The 15986-nt window shown below is 68.2% G+C and carries 14 protein-coding genes and 1 riboswitch; of the genes, 6 read left to right on the top strand and 8 right to left on the bottom strand.

The window, feature by feature from the left end:
• Positions 1-30: 30 nt before the first annotated feature.
• From ACSF9G_RS13255 to ACSF9G_RS13245, 3 genes are all read right to left on the bottom strand, one after another.
• The gene (locus ACSF9G_RS13255; protein WP_436642357.1) at positions 31-1479 is read right to left on the bottom strand and encodes a TrkH family potassium uptake protein; all 1449 of its coding nucleotides are present in this window, start codon (positions 1477-1479) and stop codon (positions 31-33) included.
• 33 nt (positions 1480-1512) lie between these two features.
• Entirely contained in the window at positions 1513-1905 is a 393-nt protein-coding gene (apaG, locus tag ACSF9G_RS13250) for a Co2+/Mg2+ efflux facilitator ApaG/CorD (protein ID WP_436643250.1), read from the bottom strand.
• A gap of 104 nt (positions 1906-2009) precedes the next feature.
• Positions 2010-3218: an O-succinylhomoserine sulfhydrylase gene (locus tag ACSF9G_RS13245; RefSeq protein ID WP_436642354.1), complete on the bottom strand. Its 1209-nt coding sequence runs from the start codon at positions 3216-3218 to the stop codon at positions 2010-2012.
• Between the two features lie 57 nt (positions 3219-3275).
• Positions 3276-3354, bottom strand: a riboswitch (SAM riboswitch).
• A gap of 85 nt (positions 3355-3439) precedes the next feature.
• Here ACSF9G_RS13245 and ACSF9G_RS13240 point away from each other — a divergent pair.
• Positions 3440-4570, top strand: a complete 1131-nt coding sequence (locus ACSF9G_RS13240; RefSeq protein ID WP_436642351.1) for a 2'-deoxycytidine 5'-triphosphate deaminase — start codon at positions 3440-3442, stop codon at positions 4568-4570.
• 285 nt (positions 4571-4855) lie between these two features.
• Here the strand turns inward: ACSF9G_RS13240 and ACSF9G_RS13235 are convergent, their stop codons facing one another.
• On the bottom strand, positions 4856-5473 hold the full coding sequence (locus ACSF9G_RS13235) for a TetR/AcrR family transcriptional regulator (RefSeq protein WP_436642349.1): 618 nt from the start codon (positions 5471-5473) through the stop codon (positions 4856-4858).
• A gap of 153 nt (positions 5474-5626) precedes the next feature.
• On the opposite strand from ACSF9G_RS13235, the gene ACSF9G_RS13230 reads away from it, so the two are divergent.
• Entirely contained in the window at positions 5627-6256 is a 630-nt protein-coding gene (locus tag ACSF9G_RS13230; protein ID WP_436642347.1) for an FMN-dependent NADH-azoreductase, read from the top strand.
• Between the two features lie 79 nt (positions 6257-6335).
• On the top strand, positions 6336-7343 hold the full coding sequence (locus ACSF9G_RS13225) for a ligase-associated DNA damage response exonuclease (protein WP_436642345.1): 1008 nt from the start codon (positions 6336-6338) through the stop codon (positions 7341-7343).
• On the opposite strand, the gene ACSF9G_RS13220 is transcribed toward ACSF9G_RS13225, so the two are convergent.
• The gene (locus ACSF9G_RS13220) at positions 7316-8023 is read right to left on the bottom strand and encodes a DUF938 domain-containing protein (protein ID WP_436642343.1); all 708 of its coding nucleotides are present in this window, start codon (positions 8021-8023) and stop codon (positions 7316-7318) included. The two genes, ACSF9G_RS13225 and ACSF9G_RS13220, sit on opposite strands and share 28 nt — an antisense overlap.
• 85 nt (positions 8024-8108) lie before the next feature.
• Here ACSF9G_RS13220 and ACSF9G_RS13215 point away from each other — a divergent pair, with 85 nt between their 5' ends.
• From ACSF9G_RS13215 to ACSF9G_RS13205, 3 genes are all read left to right on the top strand, one after another.
• Positions 8109-8504 (top strand): DUF6841 family protein, encoded by a 396-nt coding sequence (locus tag ACSF9G_RS13215; protein WP_436642341.1) that lies wholly within the window; start codon positions 8109-8111, stop codon positions 8502-8504.
• The gene (locus ACSF9G_RS13210; RefSeq protein ID WP_436642339.1) at positions 8501-10462 is read left to right on the top strand and encodes a cisplatin damage response ATP-dependent DNA ligase; all 1962 of its coding nucleotides are present in this window, start codon (positions 8501-8503) and stop codon (positions 10460-10462) included. The genes ACSF9G_RS13215 and ACSF9G_RS13210 overlap by 4 nt, the downstream gene beginning before the upstream one ends.
• A gap of 88 nt (positions 10463-10550) precedes the next feature.
• The gene (locus tag ACSF9G_RS13205) at positions 10551-11369 is read left to right on the top strand and encodes a mechanosensitive ion channel family protein (protein ID WP_436642337.1); all 819 of its coding nucleotides are present in this window, start codon (positions 10551-10553) and stop codon (positions 11367-11369) included.
• A 120-nt stretch (positions 11370-11489) separates the two neighbouring features.
• Here ACSF9G_RS13205 and ACSF9G_RS13200 read toward each other — a convergent pair whose 3' ends face one another.
• The 3 genes from ACSF9G_RS13200 to ACSF9G_RS13190 form a co-directional block, all read right to left on the bottom strand.
• Positions 11490-14045, bottom strand: coding sequence for an SH3 domain-containing protein (locus ACSF9G_RS13200; protein WP_436642335.1), 2556 nt, complete (start codon positions 14043-14045; stop codon positions 11490-11492).
• 281 nt (positions 14046-14326) lie between these two features.
• A complete protein-coding gene (locus tag ACSF9G_RS13195; protein WP_436642333.1) occupies positions 14327-15517 on the bottom strand; it encodes a lytic murein transglycosylase in 1191 nt (396 codons plus the stop codon).
• A gap of 118 nt (positions 15518-15635) precedes the next feature.
• Positions 15636-15911 (bottom strand): hypothetical protein, encoded by a 276-nt coding sequence (locus tag ACSF9G_RS13190; RefSeq protein WP_436642331.1) that lies wholly within the window; start codon positions 15909-15911, stop codon positions 15636-15638.
• Positions 15912-15986: the final 75 nt, after the last annotated feature.

Below are 15986 nucleotides of genomic sequence, written 5' to 3'. Positions count from 1 at the left end.
CAACGCGGCCGTCTCGATGAATCGCGGCAATCACCGCCGCCAGAAGGCGGGAATGAACAGCACCAGCACGGTGAAGACCTCCAGGCGGCCGATCAGCATGGCGATCGCCAGAAGCCATTTGGCGCCGTCGGGCAGCGGCGCGAAATTGCCGGACGGGCCGATGACCGGACCGAGCCCCGGACCGACGTTAGAGATGGCGGTGGCGGCCCCGGAGATCGCCGTGACGGCGTCTAGGCCCATCAGGCTCAGGGCCACGCTGATGACCGCGAAACTGGCCAGGAACAGGAAGACGAAGCTGAGCACCGCGGCGGAGACATTGTCGGGCAGCGGGCGGCCGTTGTAGCGCTTCACGAACACGCCCGACGGGTAGACGATCCGGCGCGCGTGCTGCCGGATGTCCTCGAACAGCACGACGACGCGGAACACCTTGATGCCGCAGGAGGTCGAGCCGGCGCAGCCGCCGATGAAGGTCGCCGTCAGGAAAATGCCCACAGCCAGCGGCCCCCAGGTGCCGTAGTCGACCGAGGCGTAGCCGGTGCCGGTCATGATCGAGGTGACGTTGAAGACCGCCTCGCGGAAGCGGATGGCGCCGGCATGCACCGTCTCCTGGTCCTCGGACATCCAGGCGAGCACGGACAGGAACAGCAGGATCATGAAGAAGGCGCGCACCTGCTCGTCGCGGATCATCACCAGCGGCTGGCCCTGGATGGCGCGCACATACAGCAGGAAGGGCAGCGATCCGGCGATCATGAAGACGACGCTGACCCATTCCACCGCCGGAGACGCGAACGCGCCGATGGAGGCGTCGCGCGAGGAGAAGCCGCCGGTGGCGACCGTCGTCATGGCGTGCATGACGGCATCGGAAATCTCCATGCCGGCGAAGCCGTAGGCGATCGCGCACAGTCCCGTCAGGCCGACGAACAGCGCGGTGAGCGATCCGGAGATCTGGGCGGCGCGCGGCAGGATCTTGTCGGGGGTGTCGAAGGCCTCCGCCTTGAACAGCTGCATGCCGCCGATCTGCAGCATCGGCAGCACCGCCACAGCCATGACGACGATGCCGAGACCGCCCAGCCACTGCAGGAAGGACCGCCAGAACAGGATGCCGGGCGGGGCGTTGTCGAGCCCGACGATGACGGTCGAGCCGGTGGTCGTCAGCCCGGACATCGCCTCGAAGAAAGCGTCCGTGTAGCTCATGTCGAGGCGCGACCAGGTGAACGGCAGCGCCGCGAAGGCGGCGGCGACCACCCAGACCGACGTCGTCAGCACGAACGCCTCCCGCAGGCCCAGGCGCACCTTGGCGCCCCGGCACGTCACCCACATGGCGATGCCGATGAACACGGTGATCATCGAGGAGGCGAGGAAGACGACCCAATCGTCGCTGGCGAACACCACGTCGACCAGGGCCGGCAGCAGCATGGCGCAGCCGAGCGTCGCCAGCAGCACGCCGATGACAAGGAAGATCGGTCGGAAATCGAGCAACGGTTACCGCTCAGTCGAAGAACAGCGATCGGGTCAATTGATCGTCGGTATGACGCCGGGACTGTCAAGCGAGAAAGCGGGAACCTCGGCAAGGAAACGGTCCCCGGCCTTAGTGCGCATCTCGTAGGTCCCGGACATCATGCCCGACGGCGTCCCAAGCGGGACGCCGCTGGTATAGCGGAAGGACTCGCCGGGATCGAGCACCGGCTGCTCGCCGACGACGCCGGGGCCCTGCACCTCGAAGGTCTTGCCGCGCGCGTCGATGATGCGCCAGTGCCGGTTGACGAGCTGCACCGTCTCCGAGCCGGTGTTCACGATCTCGATCGTGTAGGTCCAGAAATAGGCACCGGCCTCCAGGGCCGAGCGTTCCTCGCTGAACGCCGGCTCGACCGTCACCTCGATGCCGCGGGTCGTCGCTCGATACATATGCACGATATTAAGGCCTGCGGTCGAATTGGCCATGGTCCTGCGGCGGACCGGGCACTGGTTTGCGCGCGGGTGTGGCATGTTGGCCAGCCCGGTCCTTCTGCCTAGACAGCCGCCGCCGCCCGCGCCAGGTCGTTCTCCAGGTCGCGCGGGTGCTCCAGACCCACCGACAGGCGCAGGAGGCCGTCGCCTATTCCAAGCACCGCGCGCGCCTCCGGCGTCAGACGCTGGTGGGTGGTGGTCGCGGGATGGGTCACCAGGCTCCTGGCGTCGCCGAGATTGTTGGAGATCTTCACGACTTTCAGCGCATTGGCGAAACGGAAGGCGCCGGCCTTGCCGTCCTCCACCTCGAAGGTGACCATCGGCCCGCCATTGGCCATCTGCCGGATCGCGACGTCGACCTGGGGATGGTCGGGCCGGCCGGGATGGATCACCTTGCGGATGCCGGGCTGGTCGGCGAGGAACGCGGCAATCCGGACGGCGTTGGCACAATGCCGTTCGACCCGAAGCGCCAGCGTTTCCAGGCCCTTGAGCATCACCCAGGCGTTGAACGGGCTCAGCGAGGGCCCGGTGTGGCGGTGGAAGTCCTTGAGCTCGCTGGCAATGAAGTCCTCGCTCGACAGGATCACGCCGCCGAGACAGCGGCCCTGCCCGTCGATGTGCTTCGTCGCCGAATACACCACCACGTCCGCGCCCAGTTTCAACGGGCGCTGGCCGAGCGGGGTGGCGAAGACGTTGTCGACCACCAGCCGTGCCCCGGCATCGTGGGCGATCTCGGCGATCGCGGCGATATCGAGCACGTCGAGCGTCGGATTGGTCGGCGTCTCCAGGAAGAACACCCGGGTTTCGGGGCGGACCGCACGCCGCCACTGGTCGAGATCGGTGCCATCGACCAGTGTGCAGGGCACGCCGTAGCGCGGCAGCAGGTCCTCGACGACATAGAGGCAGGAGCCGAATAGGGCGCGGGAGGCGACGACGTGGTCGCCGGCCTTGAGCTGGCACAGCAGCGCGGCGGTGACCGCGGCCATGCCGCTGGCCGTCGCCCGGGCCGCCTCGGCGCCCTCGATTAGCGCCATGCGCTTTTCGAACATGGCGACCGTCGGGTTGGCGTAGCGCGAATAGACGAAGCCATCCACCTCGCCCTTGAAGCGGGATTCCGCCGCCTCGGCGCTGTCGTAGACGAAGCCGGAATTGAGGAAAACCGCCTCGGACGTCTCGCCGAAGCCGGAGCGCACGGTCCCGCCATGGACCAGCAGGGTGTCGAGGCCGAAGGTGTCCTCGCACGCGGCGAGAGGGTCAAAATGTTCGTTCATTGCCGTCCTCCAACGGGAGGGCCGGGACAAAAAATCCCGATGGCCAATCGGCGCACCGGGTTCTTCGACCCGGCCTTTTAGCGATTTGTTTTACGTGGCTGCAAGCCGGCCGGCGCAAATCACCACGAATGAAGAGGGCTTCGTATCGCCGCGACGCCTTGGCGTCAAGCTCCGGCTCGGCTAGTACCTGACGGACAACACAACGGACAGGGGCGCCGGAGATGGGCGAAACGGGCGAAAACATCAACGCGACGGCCAGCGACCGGGCGCCCGGCATCCTGCCGGCCGAGGCTATCCGGCGGCTGGTCGGCAATCGCCAGATCATCCCCGGCGGCGACCTCGCCGCCGACCAGATCCAGCCGGCGAGCCTCGATCTCAGGCTCGGCCGCACCGCCTACCGGGTTCGCGCCAGCTTCCTGCCCGGCCCCAACCGCACGGTGCGCGACCGGCTAGACCTTCTCGGCCTGCACAAGATCGACCTGACCCAGGGCGCGGTCCTGGAAACCGGCTGCGTCTATATCGTGCCGCTCCTGGAAGAGGTGCGGCTGCCAGCCCATCTCGCCGCCGACGCCAACCCGAAGAGCTCGACGGGACGGCTCGACATCTTCACCCGGGTCATCACCGACAATGCCCGCGCCTTCGACAAGGTGGAGAGCGGCTATCACGGGCCGCTTTACCTGGAGATCAGCCCGCGCACCTTCCCGATCCTGGTGCGGACCGGCTCGCGGCTCGCCCAGATCCGCTTCCGCCGCGGCCATGCGCTGCTTTCCGACCATGAGACGCTGGAACTGCACGAGGCCGAACGGCTGGTGGATTCGGATACGCCGGACATCACCGGCGGCATCGCCGTCAGCGTCGACCTTGCCGGCAAGGTCGGCCTCGTCGGCTACCGCGCCAAGCGGCACACGGCGGTCGTCGACGTCGACAAGCGGGCGGGCTACGACGTGCTCGATTTCTGGGAGCCGGTCGAAACACGGCACAGCGGATCGCTGATCCTCGACCCGAACGAGTTCTACATCCTCGCCTCCAAGGAAGCCGTGCACGTGCCGCCGACCTACGCCGCCGAGATGGTGCCGTTCGACCCGCTGGTCGGCGAGTTCCGCGTCCACTATGCCGGCTTCTTCGATCCCGGCTTCGGCCATGCCGCCGCCGGCGGCCACGGCTCGAAGGCGGTGCTGGAGGTCAGGAGCCGCGACGTGCCGTTCATCATCGAGGACGGCCAGATCGTCGGCCGCCTGGTCTACGAGCGGCTGACGGAGCGGCCCGGCGCGCTGTACGGCACCGACATCGGCTCGCACTACCAGGCGCAGGGCCTGAAGCTGTCGAAACACTTCCACCTGCCGACGCTTTGAGGGCCGGTCAGCGCCGGTGTCCCGTCTTCGCGGGATGGAGCGGGTAAGGAACGGCCGGCCGCGATCGTAACCGCCTCACGGGCGGCACGGCCGCGTGGGCCCCGGATCAAATCCGGGGCGCGTGGCTGTTCGAGTAGAAAGTCAGTTGCCAGCAAGAAGACTGCGTGTCCCGGACCTGATCCGGGACCCAAGCCGCAGTTGCGGCGGACGACGAGCCGGCGTCTGCCACGCACGCATCACCGGCCGCTCGTTGCCGCACGCAACGGGCCGCGCCTGTCCCCGTGCCTAGGCGCTGTGCGCGGCGATCAGGTCTTCGGACAGCGCGACGAACCGGCAGGCGGGACCGCCGTGGCCTTCGCTCTGGATGTTCACGCGGGCACCCTCGAGAATCAGGAAGATCCCGTCCGCGACAAGCTGTGGATCGCGCAGGTTCGCGGCCCTGCACAGGTCGAGAACGTGCGCGCGCAACGCGCGCTTGTGGTTCTCGATGACGCAGCGGGCGGGATGCTCTGTCTCCGGGATCTGGACGCCGGCGTTGGCGATCGCGCAGCCGCGCGACCCGGGATCGGAGATTTCGCCGGCCATGCGCTGGACCCAGGCGCGCAGCTGGGCAAGCGGATCGCCGGGATGGGCGGCGGCGATGCACGCCCAGACAGCCTCGTCTTCCTCGGCGAAGCGGCGCAGATATTCCGCCACCAGTTCGTCCTTGGACGAAAAATGCCGGTATAGCGTCATCTTGTTCGTCTGCGCGGCCGCTGCGATCGCCTCGACGCCGACCGCGCGGATCCCCTGTCGATAGAACAGATCGCGCGCCGCGGCCAGGATCCGCTCGCGTGGCGGCGTATCCAGGCGCGCCTTCGCGGGTTCGGCAACGGTCGCTGCGTCGGTTCTCGGTTCGGCCATGAACGAATCCGCCTTTCTGGCAACTCCCCAGACATAGCAGTGGTCGGCCACATCTTGACAGGGGTGTTACCGGTCAGTACCTATAACGACGATACCGATCGGTAACATATAGCAATACGCCCCCTGTCTAGCAAGCAACCGGAAACCACAGCCATGACCAACGTTCTTTTCGTCACCACCAGCCCGCGCGGCGCGGAGTCGCTGTCGACAAAGGTCGCCCAGACCCTGATCGACGACCTCAAGGCAACCGACCCCGGCGCCCGCGTGGTCACCCGCGACCTGGGCACCGATCCCCTGCCGCACCTGGGCCCGGACCTGCTCGGCGGTTTCTTCGCCCCCGAGGACGCGCGCACGGCCGAGCAGAAGGCCGCCGCCGCGCTGTCCGACGACCTGGTGGCCGAACTCAAGGCCGCGGACGTCGTCGTCCTCGCCTCCGCGATGATCAACTTCACCATCACCTCGACGCTGAAGTCGTGGCTCGATCACCTGGCCCGCGCCGGCCAGACGTTCCGCTACACCGAGGACGGCCGGCCGGAGGGCCTGGTGACCGGCAAGAAGGTCTATGTCGTGCTCGCCACCGGCGGCATCTACTCGACGGCCCCCGGCGACGCGATCGACTTCCAGGCCCCCTATCTCAAGCACATGCTCGGCTTCATGGGGCTGACCGACGTCGAGATCATCCGTGTGGAAGGCTCGATCTTCAGCCCGGAGGCCGCCGAGAAGGCGGTTGCGGCCGCGACCGCCCGGGCCCGCACGGTCGCCCAGCAGGCCGTGGCCGCCTGACGCCCGGGCGCTCGGCACAACCGCCTCGCGGAAAGGCGCCGCTCTCGTCCTGCGGCGCCTTTCCTCCTATCTTCCCCGTATGCGCCCCGAAGACCTGCTCGCCCCCACGCCGCGCGGGCTCTATTGCCCGCCCGGCGATTTCTTCATCGACCCGGTGCGATCGGTCGACCGCGCGCTGATCACGCATGGCCATTCCGATCATGCCCGCTCCGGCCACGGCTCGGTGCTGGCGACGGCGCAGACGCTCGCCGTGATGGGCGCGCGCTACGGGGCGGGCTTCGCCGGCTCGACGCAGGCCGCCGGCCTCGGCGAGACGATCCGGATCGGCGACACGACGGTGTCGTTCCATCCCGCCGGCCATGTGCTCGGCTCGGCGCAGATCGCGGTCGAGGCGGAGAATCTGCGGATCGTCGTCTCCGGCGACTACAAGCGCGAGAGCGATCCCACCTGCGCGCCGTTCGAGGTCGTGCCCTGCGACGTGCTGATCTCCGAGGCGACCTTCGGCCTGCCCGTGTTCCGCCATCCCTGCTCGCGCGGCGAGATCGCCAAGCTGCTGTCCTCCGTCCGGCTGTTCCCCGAACGCACCCACCTCGTCGGCGCCTACGCCCTGGGCAAGGCGCAACGGGTGATCGCCCTGATCCGCGAAGCGGGATTCGACCGGCCGGTCTATATCCACGGCGCGCTGGAGGCCCTGTGCGCGCTGTATGAAGCCGAGGGGGTCGCGCTCGGGCCGCTGCTTCCCGTCCGGGAGACGGGGGACGATCTCGCCGGCGAAATCGTGGTTGCCCCGCCCGGCGCGATGACCGACGTGTGGTCGCGCCGCTTCGCCGATCCCGTCACCGCCTTCGCCTCGGGCTGGATGCGGGTGCGGGCCCGCGCGCGCCAGCGCGGCGTCGAGCTGCCGCTGGTCATCTCCGACCACGCCGACTGGGACGACCTTTGCGCGACCGTGATCGAGACCGGCTGCGCCGAGCTGTGGGTCACCCACGGCCAGGAGGACGCGCTGGTGCATTGGGCGGGCACGCGGGGCATCCGCGCCAGGCCGCTGCGCCTCGTCGGCTACGAAGAGGACGGCGAACCCGAATGATCCCGGCGCAGGACCAGGATGGTGTTGTTGGCCGGCATCGGCACGATTCGCGCGATCGTCAGGCCGTTTCGCGCGGCCACCTCGGCGACGTCGTCGGTATCGCGCACGCCCCATTCGGGATCGCGCTCGCGGATCGCCCGGTCGAACTCGCGGTTGGAATCGGACACGAAATCGCCGGACCGGCTGAAGCAGCCGTAGACCACCAGCGCGCCATGATCGGCCAGCATATGCCCGGCGCCGGCGAGCAGGCTAAGCGTCACGCGCCAGGGAGAGATGTGCAGCACGTTGCTGGCGAAGATCAGGTCGAAGGGCCCGTCGACGCTGCGAAACCAGTCCGGATCGTCGAGGTCGATCGGGACGGGCGCAAGCAGGTTGTCGTGGCCCGCCTCCGCGCGCCAGGCGGCGATCGAGGCCAGACCCGCCGGGTCGCGATCGCTCGGCTGCCAGGCGAGGTCGGGAAAGGCCTGCGTGATCGCGATGGCATGCTCACCGGAGCCGCTGGCGAGTTCCAGCGCGCGCCGGGGCGCGGGATCGGTCCCGGCGATCACCTCGGTCAGCACCGCGAGGATCGGCGCCGTGTTGCGCTCGACGGCGGGCGCATGGAGCTTGCCGCCCCGCCCGCCGGTGTCCGAGGGCACCCATCCGCGCGGCGCGGTCGGTCTTTCCGGCGTGTCACTCATCTTCGGCTTGCCTTCCGGTTTGCGCCTGCCCAGCATATCTGTATCGCGAATGCCCGCTAATACGAACTTTGGGGACGATACCACCATGGAAGCGATGACGCGCCAGGAAGAGGACCAGATCACCGGCCTGTTCGAGGCCTATGCAAGCGGATTCGACGATTTCGACGCCGAGGCGATCGCCGACTGCTTCGCCTATCCGTGCACGATCTGGCAGTTCGGCAAGGGCAACGTCTTCGCCGATCGCGAGGAGTTGCTGGAGAACGTCGAGGCGCTGCTCGACGTCTACGAGCGCGAGGAGATCGTCCATTCGACCTTCGAGGTGCAGGAGAAGATCCTGACCGGATCGGCCGCGTTCGTCACGCTGGCCTGGCGCCAGGAGCGCGAGGACGGCGAGGCGGCGCTCGAATTCATCTGCCACTACGCCCTGATGGAGGGACCGGACGGCTTCGCGGTCACCACGGTGTTCAACGAGGATACATGAACCGGTTCGCGGCGCTCCTCGACCGGCTCGCCTACGAACCGAGGCGCAACGCCAAGGTCGCGCTGATCGCCGACTACTTTCGCGACACCCCTGACCCGGCGCGCGGGCTGGCGCTCGCCGCGCTGACCGGTGACCTCGATTTCCGCCACGCCAAGCCCGGCGTCATCCGCGCGCTGATCGAGGAGCGGGCCGACCCGGTGCTGTTCCGCATGGCTTACGACTATGTCGGCGACCTGTCGGAGACGGTCGCGCTGATGTGGCCGTCGAGCAAGACGGTTGCCTCGGGCAATGAGCCTCGCCCGCCCTCATCTCCGGGCCTCAGGCGATCGTCGCTCGCAACGGAACGCAATTCGCCCCCCTCTCTCCAACCCTCCCCCACAGGGGGGGAGGGAGAAGCAAGCGGCGGCGATGGAGCCAAAATACAACCGGATGCAACCGCTGATACGCGGGATGGCCGTTCAGTTTCCGCCGGGACCAGCGACCAATCAGCCCCCTCCCCCCTTGTGGGGGAGGGATGGGGAGTGGGGTTGCCTTCGAAGACGGCCGGAGAAGACCATATTGCCGCGTCTGCGGAAGCGGGCGACGGCGGCCGGCTCACCCAGGACAACGGACAGGCGCTCCCCCTCCCCGATATCGTTGAAGCGCTCGATGCGGCCGGCAAGGCGGCGCTGCCCGGCCTCCTCGCCTCGTTCCTCGACCGGCTCGACGAGACCGGCCGCTGGGCGCTCCTGAAACTCATCACCGGGGGGCTTCGCGTCGGCGTTTCGGCCCGGCTCGCCAAGACCGCGGTCGCGGCGATGGGGACGCTGGCCCCCCGCGATATAGAGGAAATCTGGCACGGGCTGGAGCCCCCTTACGAGGCGCTGTTCGCCTGGGCCGAGGGGGTGGCCGACAGGCCGGCGATCCGCAACCCGGCGCCGTTCCGCCCACCCATGCTCAGCCACGCGGTCGAAGACGGCGACTTCGACGCGCTGGACCCGGCCGCCTTCGCGGCGGAATGGAAGTGGGACGGCATCCGCGTGCAGGCGGCATCGGCGACCGAGGAGGACGGCCGGCCGGCTCGCCGGCTGTTCAGCCGGACCGGCGACGACATCTCGCAGGCCTTTCCGGACCTGCTCGAAGCCCTCGATTTCCCGGGCGCGATCGACGGCGAACTGGTCATCGTCAGGGACGGGCGCGTACAGTCGTTCAACACCCTCCAGCAACGCCTCAACCGCAAGACGGTGACGGCGAAGATGATGGCGGCGTTCCCCGCCCACCTGATCGCCTACGACCTGCTCGTGGACGGCGACGAGGACCTGCGCCCCCTCGCCTTCGCCGACCGGCGCGCGCGCCTCGAAGTGCTTCTTGGTCGCCTCGAAACGGATCGGATCTCGCTCTCGCCGCTCGTCGCCTTCGCCGGCTGGGACGCGCTCGGCGCCGCCCGCGCCGATCCCGCCGGGCATGGCGCCGGGGCGGATGCCGACGCGGTCGAGGGGGTGATGATCAAGCGCCGCGACAGCCCCTACCTCGCCGGCCGCCCGAAGGGGCACTGGTGGAAGTGGAAGCGCGATCCGTTCAACGTCGACGCGGTGCTGATGTACGCCCAGCGCGGCCACGGCAGGCGCTCGTCGTTCTATTCCGACTACACGTTCGGCGTCTGGCGCGAAATCGCCGGCGGCGAGGAACTGGTGCCCGTCGGCAAGGCCTATTTCGGCTTCACCGACGAGGAACTGCGGGACCTCGACCGGTTCGTCAGGCAGAACACGATCAACCGGTTCGGGCCGGTGCGCGAGGTGACGCACGAGCCGGACGAGGGCCTGGTGCTGGAAATCGCCTTCGAGGGGCTCGCCCGCTCCACCCGGCACAAATCGGGGCTTGCGATGCGGTTTCCACGGGTCGGCCGCATCCGCTGGGACAAAAGACCGGCGGATGCAGACCGAATCGCGGTTCTTGAGGCATTATTGAAGGGAGATTAGCCGGACAATCGGAACCGTGTCCGGTTTCGACTGCTGGCCCGCCCTGAATCGCAGGCCCGCCCGAAAATCGTCGAACAAGGAGACGGACATGGACCTTCCAGACATTCCAACCAGCCTCGAACCGGTCGTCATGATGGGGCTGAACATCGCCAAGGCGATCGTCTTCCTGATCGTGGGCTGGATCGCGGCGGGATGGATATCGGGGGCCGTGCGCCGCCGGCTCGCCGCCTCGAAACGCGTCGATCGCACGCTCGGCGTGTTCTTTTCGTCGATCGTCCGATACGTGCTGCTGGCCGCCGTCGGCATCGCGGTGCTGCAGACCTTCGGCTTCCAGGTGACGAGCCTCGTCGCGGTCCTCGGCGCGGCGACGCTCGCCGTCGGCCTCGCCATGCAGGGCACGCTGTCGCATCTGGCCGCCGGCGTCATGCTTGTGTTCTTCCGGCCCTACAAGATCGACGATTTCGTCGAGGTCGGCGGCAACAGCGGCACGATCACCGACCTCAACCTGTTCCTGACCGAGCTGACCACCGTCGACGGCGTCAAGATCTTCGTGCCCAACGGCGAGGCCTGGGGCAAGCCGATCACCAACTATTCGGTCAACCCGAAGCGGCGCTGCGACATCACCTTCGGCATCGACTATACCGACGACATCGACAAGGCGATCGACGTCATCCTCGGCGTGGTCAAGGCGGACGAGCGCTTCGTCGACGACCCCGCCGCGCCGTGGGTGCGCGTCGTCAATCTGGGTGACTCCTCGGTCGACCTGCAGCTTCGCGCCTGGTGCAAAGCAAGCGATCTGTGGGAAGCGAAATTCGCGACGATCAAGGCCGTCAAGGAGGCCTTCGACAAGGCCGGCATCTCGATCCCCTATCCGCACCGGACCATCGAGCAGAAATCCGCCGCCTGACGATTCAGACCGCGAAGACCCGCCGCCTGTGAGCAGGCCCGCCTGTAAGCAAGCGGTCCGGGCCGGCGGAACGAGAGACAGACGGAACGGCCGTGCCCCGGCGCGGCCGTTTCGCGTTTTCTATCGCCGGCGACCACCACCGCCGCCGAATTGGCCACGCGGCATGCCGCCGCCGCCCCTGCTGACGCCGCCACGAGGAGCGGAGGGAGCACGGAACTGGGCCGGCGGGCGCGCCTGCATGCGCTGCTGATGCACCGCCTTGTTGCCGTACTGCCGGCCGAACTGGTCGGAGCGCAGATGCGAGGGCACATTGCGGTTCTGCGGAACGCGAACGGCCGGATGCGAAGGCGCCTTGGCCTTCGGCTGGAAGCTCGGCTTCTGCGGCATGTTCGGGCGTGCGGCCGGCTTCGCCTTCGCCGGCGCGCGAATGCCCGCCGGCGGGGACTTCGGCATGCGCGGTGCGGATTTCGACATGCCCTGCATCGGCGGATTCCTGACGGCTCCCCAGTTGTTGCCGGTGCGCTGCTGCCACTGGCCGTTCTGGTGTCGGTAAACCTGGCCGTTACGGCCGGCGAAGACGTTGTCGCCCGGACGCCGGCCGGCATTGAAGCCGGCCGTTCCCATCGGCGTGCGCCACCGATTGGCGTTGGCGGCTACCGCCGCGCCGCCGTGCGACCGCACCCACGCCGTTCCGCCGGTGACGCCGGCGGCATTCCACGAGCGGTAAACATTGCGACCGCCGGCGGCGAAGCCGCCACGCCCCGTGGCGGGATTGTAGGCGGCGACGAAACCGCGGCTGCCGACCGGACCGGAAGACCAGCCCGCCCGCACGTACCGGTTGGTGTTCGGATTGTAGTAGGCGACCCGCCCCAGACCGCGGTAGGGACCGTAGGCGTAGCCGTAGCGGCCGTAGATGCCCCTGACCGGATTGTAGTAGCAGGCGCAGCCGTAGGTGAACGGGCGGGGATAGTAGATCGGATAGCGCCGCGGGCCGTACCAGCCCCAATAGGGCCGATAGTACCAGCCGGTGCCGTAGACCAAGTTGTCCCAGGCCAGATAGGCGCCGAGATACCCCATCGTATAGCCGAACCAGACAGCGCCGGGCGAGGTATCGTAGACGCGCACGTAGGTGGCGTTATAGACCGGCGATGACGGCGGGATCTCGTAGATCGCATCGGGCACCGCCGTGGCGACCGCGAAGGGGCCGGTCGGGCTGTCGCCGACGAACCAGACGCCGTCCTTCAGCACATAGTACTTGTCGCCGACGCGGATCACCTGATCCTGCGTGTTCGCGGCATAGGCGAGCTCGGTCCCCTCGATCGGCTGGAAATCCGGGTCGCCTGTGTACTCCACCTGGGCGGTGACCGACCCGTCGGTCTCGACGCGCGCCATCTGCGGGATCATCGCCTTGAGACGCGCCTCGTCGCTCTCCGAGGTTCCCGGCACCGACGCCCGCACCGTGTAGTAGGGCTGATCGTCGGGGAGCTTGCGGAAATCGTCCGGCAGGCTGGTCGTGGCGAAGGCCCACGGACCTTGGAGCGACTGCGAGGAGAACCAGCGGCCCGAAAACAGCACGTACCAGGTCTTCGTCGTCGTCAGGAAGAAGGCGTCGGTCTCGGTGTTCGAGGCCCATTCGAGGCTCGTGCCGGGCACCGCCTCGAGCTCGGGCGCTCCCTCGAACACGATCAGTTCGGCGGGCGTGTCGGTATAGATGACCCTGGGCGCCTTGCCGGCCTCGTAGGCGGCCGGCGGCATCGCCTCGCGGGCGTCCTTCCAGTTGTCGTCGTCGGGGAGCTTGGTGAAGACCTCCGGCAGGCTCGCCACCGGCTGCCAGTCGTCGGTCAGCGTCTTGGCGCTCAGCCAGGACTTTTCGTCACGCACGTAGTAGGCGCCGTCCGGGTCGACCTTGAACAGGTCCCAGTTGGTGTTGACCACGAAGGACAGCCCTTCGACCGCCTCGATCGGCGCGGCGACGGCTTCACCCTCGGTCTGGACCAGGATCGCCGGCGTCTCGGAGACGTAGATCGGCGGCGGATCCGACTTGAGCCCCTCGACGTCGCCAAGCTGCTCGTACGCCGCCAGGCTGGCGGTCAGCCGCTGCAGCGACATGGTGATCGGTTCGGTGGGCATCAGCTTGCCGACCTCGAGCGCCATGTCCGAAAGCTGCTCGCGGCTGAGCACCGAGAAATTGAGCTCGGTGATCTTGATATCGTCGATCACCACCTCGCCGGCCTCGTGGTCGGCCTGCGTCTTGCCGGTGATGCCGATGACGCCGAACACCGGGCTCGCGTCCTGTGTCGGCTTGTATTCGGCGGCGATCAACCCGCTGACGTCGGTGAAATTGTCCCACTCGGTGACCTGCGGCTGGTGCAGAACGACGGTTGCGCCGCTGTCGGTGGTGTAGGCCCGCGGCCAGGCCTGCGGATCCTCGGTTTCCTCCAGGTACTGGCCGCTTACGAAGCCGGACCGACCGTCGACCGTGACCGCGCACCACGAGCCCGAGTCGCTGCATTCGCCCATGTCGACCTGGCTGCCTTGCGGCAAGGTTCCCATGCTGGCGTAGCCGGTACCCGGGCCGGAGCGGAAATTGACGTTGGCGGTGGTGACCGCCGGCGCGGCCAGCGCAGGCGCGGCGCCCGCGAGCAACGCGAATCCAAGGGCGACGGCGATCCTCATCGTATCCTCCTCGTCAGGGCGGGCTTCCAAGCGCGCCTGCCCTTTGCCTTCCCCGCCCAACCGGAATGTTCGGACAGTTCCGGGCAACACGCAAGTTCCCCGGCGGACATCTTTCGCCGTCTCCCGGGTACAGCTCAAGCGGCGTCCGCGGGGCAAAACCCCGCGAACCGGCCTTTGAGGAGGTCAGGACAAAGGGCCGGCAGTCACCCAAACCGGCAATCGCCCACTACGGGCGCCCACTACGGGCACCCGCTACGCCGGCAACCGGGGCGCGCCCCGGGTCAGCCGCCACCCAGTGCCCGGTAGATCTTCAGGCCCGCACGACCGGTCGGCGGCAGGCCATGGCGCTTCTCGGCGTCCTCGATCGCGGTGCGGGTCAGGGGACCGATCTTCCCGTCCGCCTCGCCGATGTCGTAGCCCTTGGCGATCAGGAGCTTCTGCAGATGCAGGCGCTGGTCACGGTCGAGGCCCGGATCGTCGGTCGGCCACGCCGTGCGGAAGGCCGGATAGCCTGCCAGACGGTCGGCCAGATGCGAGATCGCCAGCGCGTAGGATTCGGCGTGGTTGTAGGCGTAGATCGCATCGAAATTGCGGAACACCAGGAAGCCGGGCCCGCGCGGACCGGCCGGCAGCAGCAGCCCGGCCTGCGCCCCACCCGACAGCTGCGAGCCGTCGGCGCGCACGATCCCGCGCTTGGCCCAGGTCGACAGCGGCGCCTTGCCCTTGCGCCCGGTCGGGCCGCTGTAGTTGGCCGGCACCCTGACCTCGATCAGCCAGGATTCGCCGGACCGCCAGCCGGCCCGCTTCAGGTAGTTCGCCGTCGAGCCGAGCGCATCGGCGGTCGAGCGGACGAGGTCGCGCCGGCCGTCGCCGTCGAAATCCACGGCGAGGCGCTGGTAGGTGGTGGGAATGAACTGGGTCTGGCCGAAGGCGCCGGCCCAGGAGCCGTAGAGCTCGTCGAGCTGCAGGTCGCCACGGTCGACCAGCTTCAGCGCCGCGGTCAGCTCGCCGCGCCAGAAATCGGCCCGCTTGCCGCTCTGGCAATACAGCGTCGACAGCGCCTGCGGCAGGTAGCTGGTGCCGACCTCGCGACCATAGTCGGTCTCCACCCCCCAGACGGCGGCGATGACATAGCGGCTGACGCCGAAATTGCGCTCGGCCGAGCGCAGGATGGAATCGTACTTGCGCATCATCGCCTGGCCCTCGGCGATGCGCCGGTCATCGACCAGGAAGCCGAGATAGTCCCAGATCGGCGTCTTGTATTCCGGCTGCACCTTGGACAGCCGCAGCACCTTCTCGTCGGGCTGCAGCCCGTCGAGCGCGCGCGAGGCGGTCGCCTGACTGACGCCGTTCTGGATGACCGCCGCCTTCAGTTTGGCGACGCAGGAGGAAAAGCTCTGAGCCGCGGCCGGCCCGGCAAGAAACACTGACAGGCTCGAAAAAAGCGCGATCGTCCCGATGCGCGTTCGCATGATGTCCGCTCCGTCCCTTCGATCGTATGCTGGGCGAATGTTGGGCGGCAGATTAGTGAATCAAGGGTAAAGGAATTCCCACGAACAATGGCGCGGGCAAGGCGACTGATCGTTCGCGTCAGGCCGGACGCCGGGCAACGACCATCATCGCCACCAGTTTTCCCTCCTGGATCGAACGGGCGCTGTTGCCCGTTCTCTCGGGCATATCGTCGCCCATCGCCGGAGCGGCGCCGATCGTCCCGCGTTGCGGTCCGCCGCCCGGCGTCGCCGAGGCGCTGGATGCGCTCGCCGAGGCGCGCCGCCGGCCGGGCGGGACGGCTGCCGCGAGCTGCACCCAGCCGCTGGCCGAGGAGCCTTCGCAGTTCACCGAGTACGAGCATTCGAGATAGCGCACAGGACGCTGCGCTGCGCCGGCCGGAACGTCTGTTCTCCTCCCGGCCGGCAAGGGGACCCGTCGGGCATCGTTGGC

The organism is Microbaculum mangrovi, assembly GCF_051390635.1.
Lineage (GTDB): Bacteria > Pseudomonadota > Alphaproteobacteria > Rhizobiales > Tepidamorphaceae > Microbaculum.
Note: the sequence above shows the minus strand (reverse complement) of the source record. Positions and strands in the feature narration are given on the sequence as shown.

Bases quoted from the DNA above. Each gene is read 5' to 3' on its own strand.
- ACSF9G_RS13225 (WP_436642345.1), top strand. From the start codon at position 6,336: ATGCGCCCCGAAGACCTGCTCGCCCCCACGCCGCGCGGGCTCTATTGC.
- ACSF9G_RS13200 (WP_436642335.1), bottom strand. From the start codon at position 14,045: ATGAGGATCGCCGTCGCCCTTGGATTCGCGTTGCTCGCGGGCGCCGCG.
- ACSF9G_RS13210 (WP_436642339.1), top strand. From the start codon at position 8,501: ATGAACCGGTTCGCGGCGCTCCTCGACCGGCTCGCCTACGAACCGAGG.
- ACSF9G_RS13245 (WP_436642354.1), bottom strand. From the start codon at position 3,218: ATGAACGAACATTTTGACCCTCTCGCCGCGTGCGAGGACACCTTCGGC.
- ACSF9G_RS13220 (WP_436642343.1), bottom strand. From the start codon at position 8,023: ATGAGTGACACGCCGGAAAGACCGACCGCGCCGCGCGGATGGGTGCCC.
- apaG (WP_436643250.1), bottom strand. From the start codon at position 1,905: ATGTATCGAGCGACGACCCGCGGCATCGAGGTGACGGTCGAGCCGGCG.
- ACSF9G_RS13195 (WP_436642333.1), bottom strand. From the start codon at position 15,517: ATGCGAACGCGCATCGGGACGATCGCGCTTTTTTCGAGCCTGTCAGTG.
- ACSF9G_RS13230 (WP_436642347.1), top strand. From the start codon at position 5,627: ATGACCAACGTTCTTTTCGTCACCACCAGCCCGCGCGGCGCGGAGTCG.
- ACSF9G_RS13205 (WP_436642337.1), top strand. From the start codon at position 10,551: ATGGACCTTCCAGACATTCCAACCAGCCTCGAACCGGTCGTCATGATG.
- ACSF9G_RS13215 (WP_436642341.1), top strand. From the start codon at position 8,109: ATGGAAGCGATGACGCGCCAGGAAGAGGACCAGATCACCGGCCTGTTC.
- ACSF9G_RS13235 (WP_436642349.1), bottom strand. From the start codon at position 5,473: ATGGCCGAACCGAGAACCGACGCAGCGACCGTTGCCGAACCCGCGAAG.
- ACSF9G_RS13240 (WP_436642351.1), top strand. From the start codon at position 3,440: ATGGGCGAAACGGGCGAAAACATCAACGCGACGGCCAGCGACCGGGCG.